The 23,614-nt window shown below is 43.7% G+C and carries 20 protein-coding genes; 11 read left to right on the plus strand and 9 right to left on the minus strand.

Annotated features, from left to right (window positions below):
* Positions 1 to 61 precede the first annotated feature (61 nt).
* On the plus strand, positions 62 to 574 hold the full coding sequence (lspA, locus tag AAGR14_RS18410; RefSeq protein WP_342645709.1) for a signal peptidase II: 513 nt from the start codon (positions 62 to 64) through the stop codon (positions 572 to 574).
* 66 nt (positions 575 to 640) lie between these two features.
* Here the strand turns inward: lspA and AAGR14_RS18415 are convergent, their stop codons facing one another.
* Complete coding sequence (locus tag AAGR14_RS18415) at positions 641 to 1,240, minus strand: FMN-dependent NADH-azoreductase (protein ID WP_342645710.1); 600 nt, start codon at positions 1,238 to 1,240, stop codon at positions 641 to 643.
* A gap of 210 nt (positions 1,241 to 1,450) precedes the next feature.
* Between AAGR14_RS18415 and AAGR14_RS18420 the strand changes: the two genes are divergently transcribed.
* The 3 genes from AAGR14_RS18420 to AAGR14_RS18430 are packed head-to-tail and all read left to right on the plus strand — an operon-like array spanning position 1,451 to position 4,015.
* Positions 1,451 to 2,287: a sulfite exporter TauE/SafE family protein gene (locus AAGR14_RS18420; protein WP_342645711.1), complete on the plus strand. Its 837-nt coding sequence runs from the start codon at positions 1,451 to 1,453 to the stop codon at positions 2,285 to 2,287.
* A gap of 9 nt (positions 2,288 to 2,296) precedes the next feature.
* A complete protein-coding gene (locus AAGR14_RS18425; RefSeq protein WP_342645712.1) occupies positions 2,297 to 2,686 on the plus strand; it encodes a DUF1634 domain-containing protein in 390 nt (129 codons plus the stop codon).
* A gap of 36 nt (positions 2,687 to 2,722) precedes the next feature.
* On the plus strand, positions 2,723 to 4,015 hold the full coding sequence (locus AAGR14_RS18430; RefSeq protein ID WP_342645713.1) for an alpha/beta hydrolase: 1,293 nt from the start codon (positions 2,723 to 2,725) through the stop codon (positions 4,013 to 4,015).
* A gap of 21 nt (positions 4,016 to 4,036) precedes the next feature.
* Here the strand turns inward: AAGR14_RS18430 and AAGR14_RS18435 are convergent, their stop codons facing one another.
* Both AAGR14_RS18435 and AAGR14_RS18440 read right to left on the minus strand, forming a co-directional pair.
* Positions 4,037 to 5,533: a hypothetical protein gene (locus AAGR14_RS18435; RefSeq protein WP_342645714.1), complete on the minus strand. Its 1,497-nt coding sequence runs from the start codon at positions 5,531 to 5,533 to the stop codon at positions 4,037 to 4,039.
* Positions 5,534 to 5,574: 41 nt separating this feature from the next.
* Positions 5,575 to 7,209, minus strand: a complete 1,635-nt coding sequence (locus AAGR14_RS18440) for an ABC transporter substrate-binding protein (RefSeq protein ID WP_342645715.1) — start codon at positions 7,207 to 7,209, stop codon at positions 5,575 to 5,577.
* A 96-nt stretch (positions 7,210 to 7,305) separates the two neighbouring features.
* Here AAGR14_RS18440 and AAGR14_RS18445 point away from each other — a divergent pair, with 96 nt between their 5' ends.
* Together AAGR14_RS18445 and AAGR14_RS18450 are read left to right on the plus strand one after the other, a co-directional pair.
* Complete coding sequence (locus AAGR14_RS18445) at positions 7,306 to 7,893, plus strand: TMEM175 family protein (protein ID WP_342645716.1); 588 nt, start codon at positions 7,306 to 7,308, stop codon at positions 7,891 to 7,893.
* 104 nt (positions 7,894 to 7,997) lie between these two features.
* Positions 7,998 to 8,861, plus strand: coding sequence for a DUF5694 domain-containing protein (locus AAGR14_RS18450; protein WP_342645717.1), 864 nt, complete (start codon positions 7,998 to 8,000; stop codon positions 8,859 to 8,861).
* A gap of 75 nt (positions 8,862 to 8,936) precedes the next feature.
* Here AAGR14_RS18450 and AAGR14_RS18455 read toward each other — a convergent pair whose 3' ends face one another.
* The 5 genes from AAGR14_RS18455 to AAGR14_RS18475 form a co-directional block, all read right to left on the minus strand.
* On the minus strand, positions 8,937 to 10,274 hold the full coding sequence (locus AAGR14_RS18455; RefSeq protein ID WP_342645718.1) for a TldD/PmbA family protein: 1,338 nt from the start codon (positions 10,272 to 10,274) through the stop codon (positions 8,937 to 8,939).
* A gap of 9 nt (positions 10,275 to 10,283) precedes the next feature.
* A complete protein-coding gene (locus AAGR14_RS18460; protein WP_342645719.1) occupies positions 10,284 to 11,924 on the minus strand; it encodes a TldD/PmbA family protein in 1,641 nt (546 codons plus the stop codon).
* 127 nt (positions 11,925 to 12,051) lie between these two features.
* Entirely contained in the window at positions 12,052 to 13,689 is a 1,638-nt protein-coding gene (locus AAGR14_RS18465) for a TldD/PmbA family protein (protein ID WP_342645720.1), read from the minus strand.
* A gap of 46 nt (positions 13,690 to 13,735) precedes the next feature.
* Positions 13,736 to 14,455 carry a hypothetical protein gene (locus AAGR14_RS18470; RefSeq protein ID WP_342645721.1) on the minus strand — a complete coding sequence of 240 codons (720 nt, stop codon included), beginning with the start codon at positions 14,453 to 14,455 and terminating at the stop codon, positions 13,736 to 13,738.
* A gap of 141 nt (positions 14,456 to 14,596) precedes the next feature.
* Positions 14,597 to 14,950, minus strand: a complete 354-nt coding sequence (locus AAGR14_RS18475) for a phosphoribosylpyrophosphate synthetase (RefSeq protein ID WP_342645722.1) — start codon at positions 14,948 to 14,950, stop codon at positions 14,597 to 14,599.
* A 231-nt stretch (positions 14,951 to 15,181) separates the two neighbouring features.
* Here AAGR14_RS18475 and AAGR14_RS18480 point away from each other — a divergent pair, with 231 nt between their 5' ends.
* From AAGR14_RS18480 to miaA, 5 genes are all read left to right on the plus strand, one after another.
* Positions 15,182 to 17,932, plus strand: coding sequence for a M14 metallopeptidase family protein (locus AAGR14_RS18480; RefSeq protein ID WP_342645723.1), 2,751 nt, complete (start codon positions 15,182 to 15,184; stop codon positions 17,930 to 17,932).
* A 183-nt stretch (positions 17,933 to 18,115) separates the two neighbouring features.
* Positions 18,116 to 19,219 (plus strand): hypothetical protein, encoded by a 1,104-nt coding sequence (locus AAGR14_RS18485; protein WP_342645724.1) that lies wholly within the window; start codon positions 18,116 to 18,118, stop codon positions 19,217 to 19,219.
* A 401-nt stretch (positions 19,220 to 19,620) separates the two neighbouring features.
* Positions 19,621 to 21,033, plus strand: coding sequence for an HD domain-containing protein (locus AAGR14_RS18490; protein WP_342645725.1), 1,413 nt, complete (start codon positions 19,621 to 19,623; stop codon positions 21,031 to 21,033).
* A gap of 40 nt (positions 21,034 to 21,073) precedes the next feature.
* Positions 21,074 to 21,730, plus strand: a complete 657-nt coding sequence (locus AAGR14_RS18495; RefSeq protein ID WP_342645726.1) for a hypothetical protein — start codon at positions 21,074 to 21,076, stop codon at positions 21,728 to 21,730.
* 87 nt (positions 21,731 to 21,817) lie between these two features.
* Positions 21,818 to 22,741: a tRNA (adenosine(37)-N6)-dimethylallyltransferase MiaA gene (miaA, locus tag AAGR14_RS18500; RefSeq protein ID WP_342645727.1), complete on the plus strand. Its 924-nt coding sequence runs from the start codon at positions 21,818 to 21,820 to the stop codon at positions 22,739 to 22,741.
* Here the strand turns inward: miaA and rfbD are convergent.
* On the minus strand, positions 22,716 to 23,579 hold the full coding sequence (gene rfbD, locus AAGR14_RS18505; protein WP_342645728.1) for a dTDP-4-dehydrorhamnose reductase: 864 nt from the start codon (positions 23,577 to 23,579) through the stop codon (positions 22,716 to 22,718). The genes miaA and rfbD overlap by 26 nt on opposite strands.
* Between the last annotated feature and the right edge of the window lie 35 nt (positions 23,580 to 23,614).

Raw genomic sequence — 23,614 nt, forward strand, 5'->3', positions numbered from 1 at the left:
GCTGTTATAATAAAGCAATTACTTTTTAGTTGTTAGCATTATACCTTTTTAATAACCTTGCATGAAACCCCAGTTCAAAATTCTGCTTTTTTGCCTCATTGCATCTTGTATGATTAGCTGTGATCAGGTTACGAAAAACATAGCTAAAAAGCATTTAATATTCGCTTCGCCTGTTTCATACTTTCATGACCTGTTTAGGTTAGAATATGCAGAAAATACAGGAGCGGCCTTGAGCTTAGGCGATAATTTACCCCGAACGTTAAATTTTTTATTATTAGGGATTTTACCCTTAATGATGATGATAGCGATTTTATGGTATATATTCAATAACCTGAAAGCTATCAATATTTTTAGGCTGACTGCCCTTACCCTGGTTTTTGCAGGCGGTATAGGGAATCTCATTGATCGCCTTTTCAGGGATCGGCACGTAATTGATTTTATGAATATGGGCATCGGCGGCTTGCGCACCGGAATTTTTAACGTTGCCGATTTGTGTATTACTACGGGTGTAGTGATGCTGGCATTTTCATACAGCAGAACCCAGCGCCTACCCATGCAAGCAAAAGTTGAATAGCCGGATTTAGCTAAAGCAAAATTTGGATTAAGGACAAATTTTCCGTCCTTAATCCAAAAAATAAAATTATAAAGTAATGTTATCAATACCTTTTTGAAGCGCTTCGGCTTGTAAATCAGGCATTGCAAAACCTTCGGCACGGTTAACTGTCACATCGGTAACACCAACAAAACCTAATACGGCTCTTAAATATGGCGCTACAAAGTCAGCAGATGCCATTGGCCCTGAACTATAAACACCACCTGTTGTTACCGCTAGATAAGCTTTTTTACCTTTGATCAATCCTTCCGGACCTTCGGCAGTGTATCTAAAGGTGATACCAGCACGGGCAATATGATCTATCCAAGATTTTAAGGTAGATGGAATGCCAAAGTTGTACATTGGTGCATCAATTACTAAAATATCGGCATCAAAAATTTCTTTAATTGCTTCGTTTGAATGACGGATAGCCTCTTTGTTTTCGTCAGTATGCTGTTCAACCGGCGTAAAGAAAGCATTCAGGTGAGCTTCTTCTAAATGTGGAAAAGGACCTTTAGTTAAGTCGCGTACTGTTACAGCAACTTCTGAATGCTGCTCTTTAATCTTATCAATAATTGCGTTACCTAATTTAATGCTGTTAGATGCCTCGCCCCTTGGGCTTGAAATAACGTGAAGTATTTTTGCCATGTTAATTTACGTGTTTAAACATATATTTAACACAATAGTACGTCATCATGTTCTAAACAACAATGCCCAAAGCAAAGCTTGACAATTCAATGTCAATCTATACAAATGATGAATAACAGTAAGGATGCCAGTCAACTTTATAGTTAGTATTCTCTACTCCTTTAATTAACTGTTCAGCCTCTTAAGCTAATTTGTTACCTTAGCCCACGCATGACGGTATTTGTTTTAACGCTGATTGTTTTGGCAGGTTCGTACGTTGCCGGACTGGTAGGTTCGCTTACCGGTTTGGGTGGCGGGGTGGTTATCATTCCGTTGCTTACACTATTGCTTAATGTAAACATCCATTACGCCATTGGGGCCTCACTGGTCTCGGTCATTGCTACTTCATCCGGCTCAGCTGCAGCTTATGTTAAAGAGGGTATCACCAATATACGCCTCGGTATGTTTTTAGAAATTGCCACCACTATTGGAGCCATGGCCGGCGCCATGCTGGCCTTACATATCCAAACCAGCGTAATTGCTGTTGCTTTTGGTGTCATCCTTATTTTCTCGGCGTTTATGTCGCTCCGTAAAAAGAAAGAGCAAATCAATACACATAAAAGTGAGTGGGCAGAAAAATTTAAACTGAACAGCCAGTACCCTACCGCCCAAGGTAAAGTAGAATACGGTGTTGTAAATGTAGGCGGCGGTTTTGCTATGATGGCCTTTGCCGGCGTTATTTCAGGTTTGCTGGGTATTGGCTCGGGAGCATTGAAAGTTATAGCCATGGATGGCATTATGCGTATCCCTTTCAAAGTATCTACCACTACCAGTAATTTTATGATTGGTGTTACAGCTGCGGCCAGTGCGGTGGTATATCTGCAACGTGGTTACATTGATCCAGGCTTATCCATGCCAGTAGTGCTCGGTGTGTTGTTAGGGGCGCTTACCGGCTCTAAAATTTTGGTACACAGCCAGTCGTCGCAGTGGGTACGATGGGTATTTGCTGTTATTGTAACTTTTTTGGCCAGCCAAATGATTTACAACGGCATAAATCACAAAATATAACTGCATAAAATGGCCTCAAAAAAAACAGCGACAGATGTAGACATTCAGCATATTATTGGCTGGATATTGCGCGTTGGTGTAATATCGTCTATGCTGGTTGTTTTTATAGGCGGCTGCCTATATTTGTACCGGCACGGGCACGAGCAGGTACACTATACGGATTTTGTTGGCGTACCAGGCTTTATACATTCGGCCTCGGGCATTATCAACGGTATATTTACCTGGCGGGGCCGGGCTATTATACAGGCTGGTATTATATTGTTGATTGCTACGCCTGTAATACGGATTATATTTTCGGCCGTTGGGTTTGTGCTCGAAAAAGACTGGCTTTACACTGGTATTACCATGCTGGTTTTAACCATTATATTATTAAGCGCCCTCACCGGTAATGCGGGCTAACGAAACTGATGTTTGACTAATTTTGTGTTTACGATAATGATGAGAAAATTACTGCTGCTGGTAACATTACTTTTTACTTTACCACAGGTTTACGCACAGGCCGAACCAACGGCCTACCGGGCTGCCTTGAATAAGTTTATGCTGTATTACAACCGCAACCAGGCCGACAGCATTTTTACCATGTTTGCGCCGGATGTAAAAACTCAAATTCCGGCCGAAAAAAACCGGCAGCAAGTAACTACGTTGCAAAACCAACTGGGCCGTATGCAAAGGGCATCATTTATGGGCCTGCAAGACGGTGTGGCCATGTACAGAGCCGATTTCCAAAAATCGAGCCTGGCCATGAAGGTAAGCCTGAACTCGAGAGGTAAAATGAGCGGTTTGCTGTTTGACAATTACAGATCAGAAACCGAAGCACCGGTACTGGCCGACGACCCATACACTGCCGAAACCCCATTCGAATTAAAAACATTGTCGGGCACCATCAGAGGCACACTGGCAACACCTAAACAGTTGAGCGGCAAAGTACCTGTAGTGTTAATTATTGCAGCATCCGGACCAACAGACCGCGACGGCAACAAACCTAAGGTGAATCAAGCTACCAATATGTACCGCATGCTGGCAGCAGGCTTGGCCAAAAACGGCATTGCCTCATTACGTTACGACAAGCGTTTGGTAGGCGAAACTGTTAACGCTACCCGCGAGTCGCAGTTAAAGTTTGATGATTATGTAGATGATGCAACGGCGCTGATTAATCAGTTGTATGAAGATGCGCGCTTTTCAAAAATCATCATTTTAGGACACAGTGAAGGTTCGCTGGTAGGCATGCTCGCCGCGCCGGGTCAGCCGGTGAATGGTTTCATTTCGGTAGAAGGTGAAAGCATGACTGCTGATAAAGTGATTTCTGGACAGCTGAAAGGTCAGCCAGATTATATTACCCAGGGCTTTAAAGCAATTGCAGACAGTTTGCGCAAAGGTAAAGTTAACGAAAAGGTAGACCCATCATTATATGGTATTGCCCGTGCAAGTGTGCAGCCTTACCTGATGACCTGGATGCGTTTTGACCCTACCCGCGAAATTAAAAAAGTAAAAGTGCCGGTGCTGCTTATACAGGGCGCTAACGATTTACAGGTAAGTATTGCCGATGCCGAAAAGCTTAAAAAAGTCAAATCGGACGCCAAGCTGACTGTAATCCAAGGGATGAATTATGTTTTGAAGGAAGCTCCGCAGGCAGCGCAGGCTAATATGGCTACCTACAACCAGCCCGATTTGCCGGTTAAACCCGAATTGGTTATCGCAATTACTGATTTTATTAAAGGCTTAAAATAAATTTCGGTGTTAAGCCTTTGCTTACAGGCTTACACCAACAATTAAAAATACAGCGCAAAGCACAAGCAGCATCAGCATCAATGGCCAGATAAAATGCCACCAGGCCTTGAAGCTTATGCCCACCAACGCCAATGAGGGTAACAACAAACCGGTTGGCGTTACAAAGCCCATAATACCCATACCAAACAGGTAACTATTTACCATTTCGCGGCCAGGCACATGGGCAGCTACGGCCAAGGCCCCCATAATGGGCATGGTAACTACCGCCATACCCGACGAGCTGGAGATAAACAGCGTAAACAGGCAATACAGCAGCAACATCAGCACGATGAAGATGCCTGACGGCAAACCGCTTACCAGTTGAGCAGCGCTGTTTACAATGGTATCGCTAATGTGGCCGCCATCTAAAATAGCCGTAACACCACGGGCTGCACCAATAATAAAGGCCACACTCAGTAATCCTTCGGCACCTTTAATAAAGGTTTCGATAAACTCGCGCTGACTCATACACTGCAGTAACGCAATTAACAATGCGGCTACTAAAAACACGGCCGACATTTCGAGCAGCCACCAGTGCCAAACCACTACACCGGTAATCATGGTGGCAAAGGCCAGAAAAAAAATAACAAGCAAACTGATGTTGCGCACCGAAAGCGGTTGCATTTGACCTTGCGCACTAAATGCCGGAAACGGGCTTTGCACATTGCCGTCAAACCGGTACACCAATGAATGGCTTGGGTTAAGTTTTACCCGGCGCGCATAGCGTACCAAGTAAACAATATATAACACGGCCGATAATACAAACATCAGCAAACGGCCATTTAATCCATCCGTCCAGCTAATGCCACAAGCGTTTGAGGCAATGATGGTTGAAAATGGATTGGAGAATGAGGATAGCGTACCCAGTTGCGTACCGCCAAAAATAACAGCTACAGGTACCAGCAAATCAAAACCGGCAGCCAAAAATAACGGTACCAATATGGGATAAAAGGCAAAGGCTTCCTCGGCCATACCATAAGACGCACCACCAAAAGTGAGCAGGAAAGTGAGGATAATGATCAGCCACCCTTCTTTTCCGTTCATCAAAGCTGATAGCCTTTGCAAACCGGCCTCCAAAGCGCCCGTAGCATTAAACACCTGTATAAAGCCCCCAATGAGCAGTACAAATAAAATAATATCTATGGTATCATATATACCCTGAATGGGTGCTTCTATCATCTTAACTACCCCTTGCGCGTTTTTTGGCAGCCGGCGATAGCTGCCTGGCACAGATACCGGCTTACGGATAATGCCTTGCGTAAAGGCCCCTACTGATGCATTGATATGCAAACTATCCAGTACTTTTTGAGTGGCAGGTAATGTTTGCTCCGTACCGTTTTTGCTGAGCACAAAGTTAGGTGCTGCATAACTCAACGTATCATACTTACCGGCCGGTACCAGCCAGGTAGCCAATGCCGAAAGGATAATTACACTCATGAGTATGGCTAAAGGATGCGGTACATTACGGAGTATATTCATAAGTTATGAGAAGACCAATAATTAAATTAAAGCTACAATAATCAGTACTTTTTAATCCGCTTAAAAATCAGCAGGTTTTGCGGGTTAATACTGTAACCGCTCAGGTTATTTTGGTACAGGTTAACCAGCTTATCGTAATACAAAATAACTACCGGCGATTGCTGCATCATTAAATTATCCATTTGCTGGTAAAGCTTGTATCGCTGCTCGTCGTTTTTGGTGCGGGCCGCTTGCTCAAATAAGGCATCAAAAGTTTTATTCTGAAACCCAGTATAATTAGGGCCGAACGGAATTTTGTTTTTGCTGTAAAAAAGCGACAGGTAATTCTCTGCATCCGGATAATCGGCCACCCAGGAGGCCCGGAAAAAGTTAACTCCATTTTTAGCAATCATATCGCGCAGGCTTGCTCCCTGTACTAGTTCTACCCGTACCCTGATGCCCACTTTCTGCAGCTCGCCCTGTATATATTCAATCAAATCGCGGTAGCTGGTGGTGGTGCTCAGTACAATTTCGGGCAGGTTACGCCCTTCCGGGTATCCTGCCTCTTTTAACAGTTGTTTGGCTCTGGCAGGGTTGTACTGGTATCCCTTTACCGCAGTGGTATCAAAGCCCGGCATACCTTTGGGTATAAAACCTTCAAAACCCGGCGTGCCTACGCTGTTGCGCAAAAACTTAATCATAGTAGGCTTATTTATAGCATAGTTAATAGCCTGCCTTATTTTAAGTTGTTTTAAAGGCGATGTTTTAACAATGCTAATGCTGGTATCAATTAAAATGCCTAAGTACTCCGTATTTAACGAAGGCTGTATAATGACCTTAAATTTGCCCTGATATTTTTTGGTCACCTTACCCGATTTACTTAAAAAATCATCACGGTAGCTGCCGTCGATACCGTTAAAAAAATCGAGTTTCTTTTTGATAAACTCCATAAACGCCGTTTGCTTGTCGCTAATAAAGGTAGAGCGTATGGCATCCAGGTAGGGCAATACATGGCCTTGCTTATCCTTTTCCCAATAATGCTCGTTTTTGAGCAACACCAGTACTTCGCCTTCTTTCCAGTATTTAAACCTGAAAGGCCCGGTACCTACCGGATGGCTCCTGAAATCCTTACCGTAATGTTCAACCACCTCATGCGGAACTACCGAACAATACTGCGCGGTAAGCACACTTAATAACGGCGGAAAAGGATGCTTCAATTTAATTTGGAATGTACTGTCATTTACCGATGCAAAGGCTTCTTTACCGGTTACCTTGTCGCTGAATATCCATGAGCCGGATGAGGCCACCTTGGGGTCAATCAAACGGCCAAAACTGTAGGCAAAATCGGCGGCCGTAGCTACGCGCCCCCGGCCCCTGGCAAAGTGTTCATCGTCGTGAAAGTGTACATCATTCCGCAAATGAAACGTATAAACCAAACCATCAGCCGATATTTCCCAGCTTTTGGCCACGCAGGGCTGTACATGCAGGCTATCATCAATTTGCACCAATCCGTTAAACACTTGGTTAACCATCCATAAGGCGTTCTGGTTACGGGCAAAAGCCGGGTCGAGCGAGGATAGTCCCTGGTCTAGATTGATATTAAAAACCGTTTTGCGCGAAATTTCCGGTTGATGGTCGCAGGCCATCAGCATTAGCACCAAACCTGTAAACCACCAGCATAATTTGTACCTCAACATTGAGCTAAATATGCAAATAATTTAATTTACTGACTCGCTGGTATAATGGCTACTTGTAACTTTGCTGTACATTTAGCATTTACTTAAACCGCAAACATGAACAAAGGACGTTTAGAAGCTTTTAGCGATGGAGTAATTGCCATCATTATTACCATTATGGTACTGGAGCTTAAAACACCACATGGCAATACACTGGCCGATTTAAAACCTTTAATACCGGTAGCCTTGAGTTACGTACTGAGCTTTGTTTATGTAGGCATTTACTGGAACAATCATCACCATATGCTGCATGCAGTGAGGCAGGTACGTGGTGCCGCTTTGTGGGCTAACCTGCATTTATTGTTCTGGCTCTCTATCATCCCGTTTGTAACCAGTTGGATGGGCGAAAACCAATTTTCAGAATGGCCTGTTGCACTCTATGGTGTAATAATGCTGATGAGTGCTATTGCCTATAGCATACTGGCGGCCATACTGGTAAAGCAGGCCGGGCCCGAGTCAACACTGGCCAGGGCCATGGGGCACGACTGGAAAGGCAAAATCTCTATCGTTATTTATCTTGTATCTATTGCGCTGGCTTTTTTACAGCCTGCCATCAGCCTCTGCTTGTACGCACTGGTTGCCGTTATTTGGTTTATACCTGATACCCGCATTGAACGGGTACTGATTGATGAGCATAAAGAATAATTAATTCACTCATCGTCAACAACTAAGAATATTTAAGCCGTTTTATGGATTACCTAGTGTAACAATATACCGTGTAAAGCACTCTTTGCTAAAAACACACTATAATGAAACACCTTTACACTATACTGTTCTTACTCACCGGCTTATTGTCCGCTACTGTTTCGCAAACCCGACCGGATAAAATTAATGTTATACTGATGGGTTCTACCCATTTTGGGCAGGAAGGCTTTTACAAACAAGGCCCGTCGATGGATTTATTTAGCCCGGGCAGGCAGAAAGAGATAGCCGATATTAACAAACAGCTGGCACAATACCGGCCGGATATGATTTTAATTGAACGGGAACCGAGTGAACAACATACGGTAGACAGTTTGTATAACTTGTATACATCAGGCAAGTTACAATTTGCCCAATTAAGTTATGGCCGTGCCGAACAATACCAGTTTGGCTACACGCTGGCTAAACAACTTAATTTACCCCAGGTGTACGGTGTTGATTTTTACAGTAGCTTACCAACCCGCTTAATGCGCGATGGTAAGAACTTGGATAAATTTATAGAGGACCTGAACAAGTTTTCGAATCTTGGCCGTTCATTCGACCAGCAATTAAAAGATGGGCAACTGTCTTTAAAACAGTATTTACTTAAATTGAATGCCCCGGAAACATTACAAGCCACTTACTACAATATTTATATTAACCCGGCACGGGTAACCGACGGGAGTTTTGGTAAAGCAGATAAAACGGTAGACACCGCCCGAATTGACAAAAGCCACATCGGCGCGGAGTACATTTCGTTGTTTTACAACCGCGAATTAAAAATATATTCCAACTTGTTGAGCCTGCAGCAAGCCCATCAAAGCAAACGAATACTACTCATTATGGGACAACGCCATGCGGCGGTACTATCTAAAATACTGGAGGATAACCCAGATTTCAACCTCGTACCGTTGAGCAGTTATCTGAAATAATCATAAAAACTAATCAACAGCAGCGGTCGCATGTCTACCCATGCGACCGCTGCTGTTTTATAATACAATGCAAACTTAAACCGCGTCAGACAATGAACTGAAGGTAAAGTCGCGTATTTTCATGGGTGGAATTAATGCGTTCTGGCCGCTTTCGCCGCTCACGGTACGCTCAGTTTTTCCTAAGGCTTCGAGATTGTTTAGCATAATCACCGGGCTCTCATTAAACCTGAAATTTTTTACCGGGAACTTGATCTGCCCGTTCTCAATGTAAAACGTACCATCGCGGGTAAGTCCGGTATACAGTAAAGTCTGCGGGTCAACCGGGCGGATGTACCATAAACGGGTTACTAAAATACCTTTTTCTGTTCCTTTAATCAGATCTTCTAAGCTTTGGGTACCGCCTTCCATAATAATACCATCAGGACCGGAAATCGCTTTTACGCCCTTTTTTTCGGCCCAGTAACGCGAGTAGGATAAGTTTTTTATTACGCCTTTTTCAATCCAGCTTACTTTTTCCTGCACGCGGCCGTCACCGTTCCAGCGGCTGGTAGGTAGTTCGGGGTTGGCCGGGTCAGAATAAATATTTACGCGTTCGTCTACCAGCTTTTCGCCCAGGCGGGTTTTACCACCGGGTTTGCTTAAAAAGCTGCGACCTTCATCGGCACTACGAGCATCGAGGCTGCCGTATAATTGCTCGAGCAAAACAATGCCTGCGGCAGGTTCTAAAATCACGGTGTATTTACCTGGCTCCAACGCTTTGGTATTTACCGAACCTGACGCCTTTTTGGCCGCCACTTTCGAGAAGGTCAGCGTGTCCATTTTAGCTACATCATTAAAAGCTTTGGTTGCATAACCGGAGCCTTTACCATCTGCAGTACGCATGGTTACCGAAAAGTTAACATCGGTGGCCGTATTATAGGCAAACAAGCCTTTAGAGTTCATGATGGCCGAAAAGCCGGCGCTGCTTTCTAAAAACCCGGCGGCAGTCAGGTTGCTGTCTTTACCTACCTGCAAGCTTTGCTGCACCATATCAGCGCGTTGCTTGGGGGTTATGGCAGCCGTAGCCGGTACAAACGTGGGTGTTGGCGCACCATAACTTTGTGGACCTAAAAACGGCATAAACTCCGGATTTTCGGGCGCCAATTGCGCCAGCTCTTCTGAGCGGCGTACAGCTTTTTCGAGCGAGGCATCATCAAACTCATTAATGGTAGCCGTACCCAGTTTTTTGCCAAAAGCGGATGATACCACTAAACTATTACGGCTAATGCCACCGCTGGTAGATACTGAGTTGCGTGCGTAACGGATGTTTGACGAATCGCCTCCGCTTAAATTCAATTCACATTGTTCGGCTTTAGAGTAGCTCAGCGCTTTGGTTAAAAGGGTGCGTGCCTGTTCTTCGGTTAATATAGCCATAATCAATTTTTAGATTTTACGTGCTGTGTTGATAATGTTAACTCCATTAAATCGGGCGGTGGCAGAGCCGTGAGATACGGCGCTTGATTGTGTGGGTTGTCCCTTGCCATCAAAAAACGACCCGCCTAAACGATAATCGCTTTGGTCGCATACGGCAGAACATGAGTTCCAAAACTCTTGTGTATTGGATTGATAAGCTACATCATTTAACATACCCACAATTTTGCCGTTCTTAATTTCATAATATAATTGTCCGCTAAACTGGAAGTTATACCGCTGCTGATCGATAGAGAAAGAGCTGTCGCCAATGATATAAATGCCCTTTTCTACATTTTTAATCATGTCCATAGGTTTAAGCGGTACTTTACCTGCCTGCAAACTGATGTTAGGCATGCGCTGAAACTGCACCGACGACCAGTTATCCGCATAGCAACAGCCTTGCGACTCTTTTAAACCAATCATATGCCCTTGGTCACGGATGGACTGATAATTAACCAGCACACCATCTTTAATAATGTCCCACTGTTTGGTTTTAACGCCTTCGTCATCATACCCTACGGCGCCTAATGAGCCGGGCTGCAGTTTATCGGCTAAGATGTTGACGTTTTTACTGCCAAACTGAAACTTTCTGCTTTCCCACTTATCTAAAGTTAAAAAGCTGGTGCCTGCAAAGTTAGCTTCGTAACCCAATACCCTATCCAGCTCGGTGGGATGCCCTACCGATTCGTGAATAGTTAACCACAAATGTGAAGGATCGAGGACCAGATCATATTTGCCTGGCTCAACCGATTTGGCTTTTAACTTTTGATCGACCTGAACAGCTGCTGCGCGGGCATCTTCAATCATATCATACCGGTCGCGGTATAAAATGGTAGGTGTACCTTTGATCTTGTCGCTCTCGCGGGGCATTAAATACTCGTAACCCATGCCACGTGGCGAGCTGAGCGACTGGCGGGTTTCGAACTTACCGCTTTTAGCGTCAATTTTAGTTGCGCCAAATACCGGCCATATACGATGCACATCCTGATCGATGTAAGAACCATCAGTAGAGGCAAAATACTTTTGCTCATTAACTAAAAACAGCAATGAGTTTACATAGTTGGCGCCGGCTTTCATAGCCGCATCATTTACGGAAAGGAGCAAGTCCACCTTTTCTTTAATGGGAACTTCAAACGCGTTACGCTCAATGGGCGTTTTCCAGCTTACTTCGCCATATCCCTTTTGAGGCAGCAACTTTACCTGTTCGCTTTGTAAACGCGAATTTTCTTTGGCTATAGCTACAGCCTGTGCTGTGGCTTTGGCAATACTGTCGTTATCTAATTTATCGGTAGCGGCAAAACCCCAGCACCCGTTAGCAATTATCCGGATACCCATGCCGTACGATTCGGTATTCACCAGGTTTTCTACCTTATTTTCGCGGGTGATGACGTACTGGTTTAAATAACGGCCAATACGGCAATCGGCATAGGTAGCCCCTTTGGAGCGGGCGGCGTTCAGCACTACATCGGCCATTTGCTTCTTCACGGCTACATCAATACCGCCGTTAAGCAACGCCTCGGGTGCAATAGGCGAACCCATTACAGGTATCTGGCTCAGCATAGCCCCACCAAAACCCATTCCGGTGAGGTATAGAAACTGTTTTCTGTTCACGTTGAGTATAGTTGATTGGTTAATTAGTTGAGTTGTTGATAAGTTGGATGATGATCTATTCTTAATAAGATTTCTCCAAACCCCTCCCTGTCCTCCCGAGGGAGGGATAAAAAAAACAATGGAAACATCACCCCAACTTCCTGACTGTATTAATTACATTTACTTTGTCGAATTTTGATGTGGAGCAGCCATGCGATACGGCGCTTACTTGTGAGGGCTGCCCCTTACCGTCGAAGAAGGAACCGCCCATGCGAAAATCACTCTCGTCGCAGATGGCGGAGCAAGAGTTCCAGAACTCCTGGGTGTTAGCCTGGTAGGTAGCGCCCTTTACCATACCGGTAATCTGCCCGTTGCGTATTTCATAACACAACTGGCTGCTGAATTGAAAATTGTAACGCTGCTGATCGATGGAATACGAGTTACGCCCAAACATATAAAGCCCTTTCTCGGTGTTTTTAATCATCTCGGCTGGTTTAAGTGGTGCCTTACCGGGTTGCAAACTAACATTAGGCATCCGCTGAAACTGTACATCGCTCCAGGTTTGGGCATAGCAGCAACCTTGCGATGCCGATAGCCCTAATATATGTGCCTGATCGCGCGTGGCCTGGTAGTTTACCAGTACACCGTCTTTAATAATATCCCATTGTCCGCATTTTACGCCTTCATCGTCGTATCCTACCGCCCCTAAAGATCCGGGCTGTATTTTGTCTCCAACGATGTTGACGTTTTTGCTGCCAAACTGAAATTTCTTGCTCTCCCATTTATCCAGCGTTAAAAAGCTGGTGCCCGCAAAATTAGCTTCGTAACCCAATACCCTATCCAGCTCGGTGGGATGCCCTACCGATTCGTGAATGGTAAGAAATAAATTAGTGGGATCCAGAATCAGGTCGTACTTACCAGGTTCAACCGGTTTGGCTTTCAGCTTTTCTTCTAACTGGGCGGTACCAATGCGCACATCTTCCAGCATATCATACCGCTTTTTATAAATCGGAAAAATGCCTTGTATCTTTTCTTTCTCATCAGGTATCAGGTACTCAAAGCCCATCCCTACCGGTGCGCTTAAAGAGTTCCGAGTTTCAAATCCACCGGTTTTAGCATCCGTTTTAGTTAAGGTAAACGTAGGCCACAAACGATGAATGTCCTGGTCAATGTACGAGCCCTCGGTTGAAGCAAAATATTTTTGCTCATTAATCATAAATAAATTATTGCTGATATAAGTGGCTCCCGCCTTCAAGGCTACGTTATTAGCCGCCAGCAATAAGTCAACCTTATCTTTAACCGGTATTTCGAAGGCATTTTTTTCTATAGGTGTTTTCCAGCTTACTTCGCCATAACCTTTCTGTGGGGCCAGCTGCACAGGTTCACTCAGCAGGCGCGAGTTTTCTTTGGCAATGGCTACGGCCTGCACAGCGGCTTTGGCTATGCTGTCGTTATCCATTTTATCGGTAGCGGCAAAACCCCAACAACCGTTGGCCAGCACCCGGATACCCATACCGTACGACTCGGCACTTGCAATGTTTTGCACCCGGGTTTCGCGTGTGCTGATAGATTGGTTAAGGTAACGCCCTATACGCACATCGGCATAAGTAGCACCTTTACTTTTAGCAGCATTCAATGCCACATCGGCCATACGTTTTTTAATGGCGGCATCAACCGGGTGCAAAACCGTATCATGCGGTACCGGCGATCCGCTAACGGGAAAGCCCTGCAGCATGGCAGCACCCATGCCCATACCAGTGAGGTACAAAAAGTCTTTTCTTTTCAAAGCATTGAAGTATTGATTGCGTAATATAGCAATCCGGGCGCGCTTTTTAAGGCTTAAAAGTGGCAGAATCTGCTTTAATCAGCCTTTTTTCGGGTGTGAGCTGTATAAACTTTTTGTAACAGCCATTTAGATAATCTATCAACACAAAATTGTTGCTGGTGTAAGTGTTTATAGCAGGTTTATACAAATTTATAAAAGCATCCATGTCCTGCCCTTTTAACGGCAGGTACTTCGCAAGCGCTTTGGGTGTAAAAGTCCGGTCTATCTCCAGCTGTACTTCGTTTACCTTATCTTCCTTTTCGCGTTTAGCCTTTCTGCGCTCGTCTTTCTTAAAGTAGTGCAGCCGGAAGGTAAGTCCACCCTTAATATTTCCGGCGGCATCCCGTTGATAGGTGGTGGTTTGTCCGTGGTAGTATGGGTCGTAAAAAGCCATGCTGGGGCCTTCGGCACTGGTTACTTTTACGTCGGCCAGCATATGCTGTTGCGGCAGTAAAAATATTTCCGTTTCGTTGAGCTTGGTTACCAAAACTGTATCGTTCTGGTAGGCAAAGCCCCTTACCAGCAATAGGTCGTTCACTTTAGCGCCAATGCTAAATTTGCCGTTATTATCGGTAACGGTACTTTGTTTATTGTTTAAATTTTGAACGCTGATGCCGGTAAGCCCTACCCTGGTTTTGTTTTCAAACACTCTGCCCTTTAACAATTGCTGGGCCGATACCGAAAACGATAGGCCTAAACAAAGCGCAACAAGCAGGTATTTTAACATACCCGAAAGGTAGCTTATCCCGCCTTATGTTTTTGTTAAATAATGTTAAACCATTCTTTAGTCTTCATCAACATATATAAAAACATAGGCCGTACAAACTCAATTGTACGGCCTGTTAATATGCTTAAAAGTGTTATGACCTTATGATGCAGTAGGGCGGTCTTCGCCATGCAATTTATCACTTACCTGGTGATGATGCAGCTTAGCCTCAATAGCAGATGTACTGTTGTTACCATAAGTACCGTAAGCATCTACCAGTACACCCTTAAGATTATGCTTGGCTGATGTTATGGCATATACAATTGACATATCCGACGGATTGCTGGCACCTTCGAAGCGGTAAAATTCGTCTACCTCAAAGTCATCGGCATGCATGTGTATATCTTGTGATTTATCATCTATGGTTTCGCCATCGTCTTCAAAACTCAGGTTGGCTGTATATCCTCTTTGCAAAAGGTCGTTAGTGGCATCCACTAAGGTTTCGTAGTTTTTCATAACCGTATAAATTTTAGTGTTTTTTGTTTAAGGCAGTGGGCTGAAGTTCTGCTAATGTAGTAACCACCTATAGCTACATCTTGTTTGCAACTGCTAACCATTTAAGTACGATAAAAGCATTATTTAAAGTTTAAACTAGCCATATCAACCCTATAGCTATCAAAAAAGTTACAGCCGTCAAAACCTCATTTTAAGTAAATTGGGAGAGCAAAACTAAAACTATTATTCCTGATGAAATTTAACTTACCCGGCGCAATCGCGTTGATGTTATGGCTGTCTGCCCCGGTCATAGCACAAAAAGTGCCTACTCCTAAAGAGCACTTCGGCTTTAACATTGGCGATGATTATCAACTGGCCAACTACACCCAAACAGAGGCTTACTTTAAAAAGCTATCGGCCTCGCCGCGCACCAAACTGGTTGACATCGGACTAACTGAAGAAGGCCGGCACCAGTGGATGCTGATTGTATCATCGCCCGAAAACATCAGGAATTTAGAAAAGTACAAAGATATATCGCGTCGTTTAGCCCGTACTGAGGGACTAACAGATGCACAAGCCAAAGCTTTGGCCAACCAGGGTAAGGCCGTTGTTTGGATTGATGGCGGCTTGCATGCTACCGAAACCGTAGGCACCCACCAATTGATTGAAACAGCTTATGAACTGGTGAGCCGTACCGACGATGAAACGATGCGCATTTTAAATGACGCCGTTATTTTAATGGTGCACGCCAACCCCGACGGGCAAGAACTGGTATCTGACTGGTACATGGGCCAAAAGGATCCGGCCAAGCGCAATATGAATATTCCGCGCCTTTACGAAAAATACATAGGCCATGATAACAACCGCGATTTTTATATGATGAATATGAAAGAATCGCAGAATATAACGCGTCAGCAGTTTTTAGAGTGGATGCCGCAGATTGTTTACAATCACCATCAAACCGGCCCTGCTGGTTCGGTAGTGGCTGGTCCGCCTTACCGCGATCCTTTCAATTATGTATATGACCCATTACTGGTAACCAGTATAGATGCATTAGGCGCAGCCATGAGCAGCCGCTTAAACGCCGAAAATAAGCCGGGCTATACCGAACGTAACGGCACCTCGTTTTCTACTTGGTGGAACGGTGGCTTGCGTACCACTACCTATTTTCATAACATGGTGGGCCTGCTTACCGAAATCATCGGCAGCCCTACCCCATCCAGCATTCCACTGGTACCCGACCGTTTAATTCCGAGCAGTAATACCCCTTTTCCGGTTACACCACAAAGCTGGCATTACAAACAGTCTATCGATTACTCCTTGTCGTTAAACTACGCCGTGTTGGGCTATGCAGTTAGGCAGCGCGACCAGTTATTATACAATATGTATGTAATGGGCAAAAACTCCATCAACCGGGGCAGCCATGATAACTGGACTTTATCTCCTAAACGGGCAGATTCAATTAATGCTGCTTACAAAAAGGAGCAGCCTGCCACCACGGCCAATGCGGGTACCCGGGGTGAAGGCCGTGGCTTTAACAACATGCCTGTTAAATATTATGACCAGGTTTTAAAAGACCCCACGCTTCGCGACCCGCGTGGTTATATTATTCCGGCTAATCAAAGCGATTTTCCAACCGCCATTAAATTTGTGAATACTTTGGTTAGGGCAGGCTTGGTTATTCAAAAAGCTACTGCCGATTTTAAAGTGAATGGCGTAAGCTATCCGGCCGGATCATATGTCGTAAAAACCGATCAGGCGTTTCGTCCGCATATTTTAGATATGTTTGAGCCGCAAGATCATCCTAATGATTTTCAGTATCCGGGCGGCCCCCCCATCCGTCCTTATGATAATGCAGGCTGGACACTGGCTTACCAGATGGGCGTAAAATTTGACCGCATGCTTGATGCTTTTAACGGACCGTTTAAACGGATTCCGTATGGTGAGCTGCAAACCCCACCATTGCATGCCGTGCCCAACGCTAAGGCCGGTTACCTGATTAACCCATCGGTTAACAATGCCTTTATTGTAGTAAATGATTTATTAAAAGCAGGCGTAGAAGTTTACCGTTTACCTAACGGCGCTGCCGATATGAACGCTCCGGGTGCATTTTACATTCCGGGCACTCCGGCAGCTCATGATGCACTGGCTAAAGAAACTAATTTTGGTGTAACTACTGTTGCTACCTCTACAAAGCCCAAAGGCGCCGTAAAAGTATCGGCGTTACGTATTGGTTTGTGGGATACCTATGGCGGTTCTATCCCATCGGGCTGGATACGGTGGCTGTTTGAGCAAGAGCATTTTAATTATGAGCGTGTTTATGCCCAACAAATTGACGCCGGTAATTTGAAAAGCAAGTATGACGTGCTGGTTTTTGTAGGCGGCGCAATACCATCAGTAAATGGCCGCCAAGGAGGATTTGGCGAATTTGGGGGCCGAGCCCCATCTGCCAATGAGCTACCAGCTGAGTACCGTAGCCAAACCGGCCGCATCACGGCAGATAAATCTATCCCTCAACTTAAAGCGTTTTTAGAAGCAGGTGGCAATATTGTAACTATTGGCAGTAGCGCCAATCTGGCTTACCAGCTTAAACTACCAGTAAGCAGTGCCCTGGTCGAAAACACAGGCGGACAAGAAAAACCATTAAGCGGTGATAAATTTTACATTCCCGGCAGTGTTTTACAGGTTACTTATGATGCCAGCCAACCGGCCAACTGGGGTATGCCTGCTGTGGGCGATATTATGTTTGACAGCAGCCCTGCTTTTAAATTAACCGATGGCGCCGCACAACAAGGCATTAAACCGTTAGCTACATACACTACAGATAAGCCGCTGCGCAGTGGTTGGGCATGGGGCCAAAAGTATCTTAAAAACTCGGTAGCCTCGTTTGTAGCCCCGGTAGGTAAAGGCAAACTTTATGTTTACGGTCCCGAAATTACTTTCCGTGCACAAGCCCATGGCACGTTTAAATCGCTATTTAATCAGTTGTACGAGGTAAAGTAGATTGCAGCTATTGTACATAAGGGGAACGGCATTTAGTCGTTCCCCTTTTTTTATGGATTGAAATTTGTAACACGGCTAATGTTGTTAGGCTTATTTTTAAGGGTAATAATGTTGTGATACAGCATAATGCCGGATAGTTAAGCGCAACTTTTGATTAGTGGTTATCGTTTATAAGTATTGTTGATGAAAAAGCTTTTCTTGCTTGCTTTACTGTTTACATTTTATCATGCCCATGGCCAACTAAAACTGGCCTTTCAGGTAGATACTACGCTGCAAAAAAATAAAAGCCTGTACGAGTTTGTTAACAACTACTTTAGCCAAAATACCATTAGCAACGCTTTCTGGCATCCTAAATACAAAAACAAAACTTATTATAACTACGCTACCGATTGGATATGGCGGCGTTTTACACCTAAACAAATCTCTGATAAGTTTAACCTGGAGATGGTAGAACTGCAGGACATCAATGATACTCTTTCATACTTTAACCTATCGGCACAAAGCAAGCCTTCGATAGTGAACGATTCTTATACCAATTTATATAAATATTACCTGGTTAAGGTAAAAGGCAAATGGTACTTAGATAATTGTAAAGATTACGACTTTAAAAATTTCAGTAGGTACTCTACCAAAAATATTCACTTTTTTGTTTCGCCCGCTTATCAGCTCAATGTAAAGGGCATGCATAAGGCCAGTACAGAAATTGACTCTTTATGCCGGATGCTGGAAAAGCCGGCACCTAAAAAGCCTGTTGAGTATTATATGTGTGCCGAAGAGGATGAGCTGAATAACCTGGCCAACGTTATTAACGGCCGTGGAAACCCGACCGGCTATACCAATAGCGAAGATGGCGTAGTAGCCGCAGTTAACGAAAACCCATCTTATAAACACGAGTTTGTACATGCCATATTAGGCTCGGGCGCAGATTGTTTCTTTTTACAGGAGGGCATGGCTATGTTATATGGCGGAGGCAATAAAGGGCAAACGAGCTACCAACAAGGTATTGCCAACCTGCGCGACTGCTATAATAGCGGCAGCTGCAACTTTGACAACCTGTATGCCTTAAAAACGGATACTAAATTTAGTAACATATTATCTTACAGCTTTGCAGCTGCCTGTTGTAAGTATATCATTGATGATTATGGCTTAGATTGCCTGTACGAATTATATTATGACAAAAGCGTAACTACCCAAAACTTTTTGGAAAAACTTGGGCAAAAAACCGGCAAAAATCGTGAAGAGCTGAAAACAAGCATAGAAAAGCAAATTACGGCTGCCATTAATTAATATGGCTATTGCATTTTATAATATGATGTGCCTGTATCAAAATGCGCACTTTACTCGATTAATTGTACCTTTTTTAAACACATCAATTCTTCTTTTAGCACAGTAATAAAGAGCGACCTAATAAATTTTACCTCCGTGCAAAATTTCAATCTTAAAAGATTAAATAAATTACATTAAAATTAAGCGTTGGCACATCATTTGTTCACTTCCAGTCAGTAATGTGAGTGTGATTTTTGATGCAGAGTAATAAACAGCCATGTCTTAAAACATGGCTGTTTGTGTTTTTTGCTAAATTAGCAATATTGTAACCTTCTTGCCATACGCAAACCAAATCTGCAAATTAGTTTTACCTTTGCGCCCAATTAAATTTATTTTAGCTTAATTCTGCCTTGATTCAGTTAATGAAACAACATCTGCAACATCCTGTATTCTCTATTATTTCGGCGGTGGCAGACCGTCAGCAGGTACAGGCGTTTGCTATAGGTGGCTTTGTACGAGACATTTTCTTGAGTCGTCCGTCTAAAGATATTGACATTGTTGTGGTAGGTAATGGTATAGCCTTTGCCGAAGCAGTTGCTGATGCACTAAAAGTTAAGGTTTCGGTTTTTAAAAGTTTTGGTACCGCCATGCTTAAATACCAGGATGTAGAAGTGGAGTTTGTAGGCGCCAGAAAAGAGTCATACCGTGCACAATCGCGTAAGCCCATTGTTGAAAACGGCACTTTAGAAGACGATCAAAAGCGACGCGATTTTACTATCAATGCTTTAGCTATTGCGTTAAATGGCGAGCAGTTCGGCCAGCTGGTTGATCCGTTTAACGGAATGCTTGATTTAGAGAACAAACTAATCAAAACTCCGCTTAACCCGGAAGAAACATTTTCGGACGACCCTTTACGGATGATGCGGGCTATACGGTTTACCGCTCAGCTCAACTTTGTGATTGATGATGAAGCTGTAGAAGCAATAAAACTGAATAAAGACCGTATCCATATTGTATCTCAAGAACGCATTACCGATGAGCTGAATAAAATTGTTTTGTCTGCTCAGCCTTCCGTAGGTTTTAAGTACTTACTGGAAACCGGGCTGATCAATCACATTTTTCCGCAGATGGCAGCGCTGTACGGCGTTGATTATGTAAATGGCCGCGGCCATAAAGATAATTATTACCACACCTTACAGGTGCTGGACAATATATCTGCAACAACCCATGATTTGTGGTTACGTTGGGCTGCAATTTTGCATGACATTGCTAAACCGGTTACTAAACGTTTTGAACCGGGCCACGGCTGGACCTTTCATGGACACGAAGACCGCGGTGCACGGATGGTACCTAAACTGTTTGCGCAACTCAAGCTGCCGTTAAACGACAAAATGAAGTTTGTACAAAAGCTGGTACAATTGCATATGCGTCCCATCGTTTTAACGCAGGAGATTGTAACCGACTCGGCCGTTAGGCGTCTGTTATTTGAGGCAGGTGATGATATTGAAAGTTTAATGCTGCTTTGCAAAGCTGATATCACCACAAAAAACGAATATAAAATTAAAAAATACCGTCAGAATTTTGAACTGGTACAGCAGAAGCTGAAAGATGTTGAAGAACGTGACAGAGTAAGAAACTGGCAGCCGCCCATAACGGGTAACGATATTATGCAGCTTTTTGGGCTTAAAGAAGGACGTGAAGTAGGTATTATTAAAAATCAGATACGCGAAGCCATATTAGAAGGAGACATACCCAATACTTACGAAGCAGCTTTAGAGTTTACTATTAAGAAAGGCCGCGAGATTGGCTTAAAAGTTGTGGAAAACACAAATTAAAATTTAACTATTAATTTTTAAACAACCAACCTAATAAAACATGGCACTATACCGCTTCAGGGTTACTTTTGAAGATTATGACGATGTAAGCAGAGAAGTTGATATTAAATCAACGCAAACCTTTGTAGATTTACATCAGGCAATACATCAATCTATCGGCTTTAATCCTGATTATTCTTCTTCTTTTTACATCAGCAATGACCAGTGGACTAAAGGTGAAGAAATAGCTTTTAAACCTAATGAGCGCAAAGCTAGCCGGGGCATAACTTTGATGGAAAACGCCAAGTTGAGCAACTTCATTGACGATCCGCATCAAAAATTCTACTATACTTCAAATTTTGAACGTCCGTTTGATTTCCATGTTGAACTGGTAAAAATTTTGGATGAAACACCAGGTGTAAGCTACCCGGCTACAGTAAAAAGCGCTGGTGAACCACCAAAGCAGTTTGGCAACGTTTACAACCCAACCACAGCGCCTGCAGCTAATGAAGATTTTGACTTTTTGAACGAAATGGAATATAATCCTGAAGAGACAGAAGACTTTGAAGAAGTTCCGGGTTCGGGTGATGGCGGACGCGACGAAGGCGACGACGATACAGAAAACCAGGAAGAAGATGAATTTGGCAGCGAGTTTTCGGATGATGAACATTTCGACGATGAAAAACGCGGGGGTCGCGGCGGTAGCGACGACTATTAATCATTTACAACTTATTAATTAAAGCTGTGCTCGTTAAAAAGGCACAGCTTTTTTGTTTCTTTGCCTTCTTATTCGCGAGTTTTGTAAATGAATACCGGTCAAAAATATTTGATAAGCGTTGTTGGTGCAACTTCAGTAGGCAAAACGGCCGCTGCTATTCAATTAGCTAATCATTATCAAACCGAAATCATCTCGGCCGACTCAAGGCAGTTTTTTCGCGAAATGAGCATTGGCACGGCCAAACCCTCTGCTATAGAATTAGCCCAGGCCCCTCATCATTTCATCAACTCGCATCAGGTTACTAACGCATTTAACGTTGGCGATTTTGAAAAACAAGGATTAGCCACGCTTAAACATATTTTTGAAAAGCATAGCATAGCCATCATGGCCGGCGGCTCGGGCTTGTATGTAAATGCAATTATTAATGGCTTTGATGAATTGCCACCCGTACGGCCCGAAGTACGCGAAGCACTTAATCAACTGCTGGCTACCGAAGGCCTACAGGTTTTGCAGCAAAAACTTTTAAAAGCCGACCCCGTATACTATCAGCAAGTTGATTTAAATAACCCACAACGCCTGATCAGGGCTTTAGAAGTATACGAAAGCACAGGCAAGCCTTATTCCTCTTTCCGGAAAGGCAGCTTATCTAAAAGAGATTTTAACATTGTTAAGATTGGATTGGATTTACCTCGTGAAGAATTATACACCCGCATTAACCAGCGGGTTGATACCATGTTAGCGGATGGGTTGATTGACGAAGTTAAAGCACTGACGCAATACCGCCACCTTAACGCATTAAACACAGTAGGTTATTCTGAGATATTTGATTACCTGGATGGTAAAACCGACTTAGCAACCGCAGTTGCGTTGGTAAAACAAAACACCCGCCGCTTTGCTAAACGGCAACTTACCTGGTTTAAAAAAGACAAAGACATCCATTGGTTTAACCCAACAAATGTCTCTGCAATAATTGACTATATTGATACTACTGTTGCTCGTTTAAACGCCTGATACAAATTTCCAGGCTTTTACGCCAGTACGGAATCTCCATATTAAAAGCAGCCTTAATTTTACTTTTATCCATTACCGAAAATGCCGGTCTTACGGCGCGTGTAACATACTCAGATGTACGCACAGGGTATACTTTAACCTGGGTATTTGAGATATCAAAAATGCCCATTGCAAAATCGTACCACGAGGTTACGCCCTCGTTACTGTAATGATAAATGCCATATTGATGATTATCATTATTAATGATAGTAAGAATGCAAGCTGCTAAATCTATGGCGTAAGTGGGTGTACCTACCTGGTCGGCAATAATCTTAAGTTCATCCTTTTCGGCACCGAGGCGCAACATGGTTTTTACAAAGTTGTTTGCATACTCAGAGTACAGCCAGCTGGTACGTAAAATATAATGTTCAGGTAGCAATTCGGCTATAGCTTGCTCACCTTCCAGCTTAGTTAAACCGTAAACATTAATTGGCGCAGTGTGATCGGCCTCTGATAAAGGTTGTGTTGAACTGCCTCCAAAAACAAAATCAGTTGATACATGCACCATGGTTGTACCATAGCTTTTACATAAACGGGCTAAGTTGGCAACTCCGTCACGGTTAACCTGACGGGCAGTTTCTACATCGTCTTCAGCTCTATCAACAGCAGTGTAAGCTGCGCAGTTAATACAGTATTGAGGCTTATGCTCTTCAAACAGTTTTTTCAGACCATCATGATCTAAAATGTTAGCCTCGCCTTTACCCGGAAAAAATATTTCGGTAACTTCCTGTTCGGCAGCAACTTTTTTCAAACAATGACCTAACTGACCTGAAGCACCGAAAACTATAATTTTACTCATGAGGTATGTGATCTTTAAGCAAAGCTTAAAAGTAA

The organism is Mucilaginibacter sp. CSA2-8R (assembly GCF_038806765.1).
In the GTDB taxonomy this organism is placed as follows: Bacteria; Bacteroidota; Bacteroidia; order Sphingobacteriales; family Sphingobacteriaceae; genus Mucilaginibacter.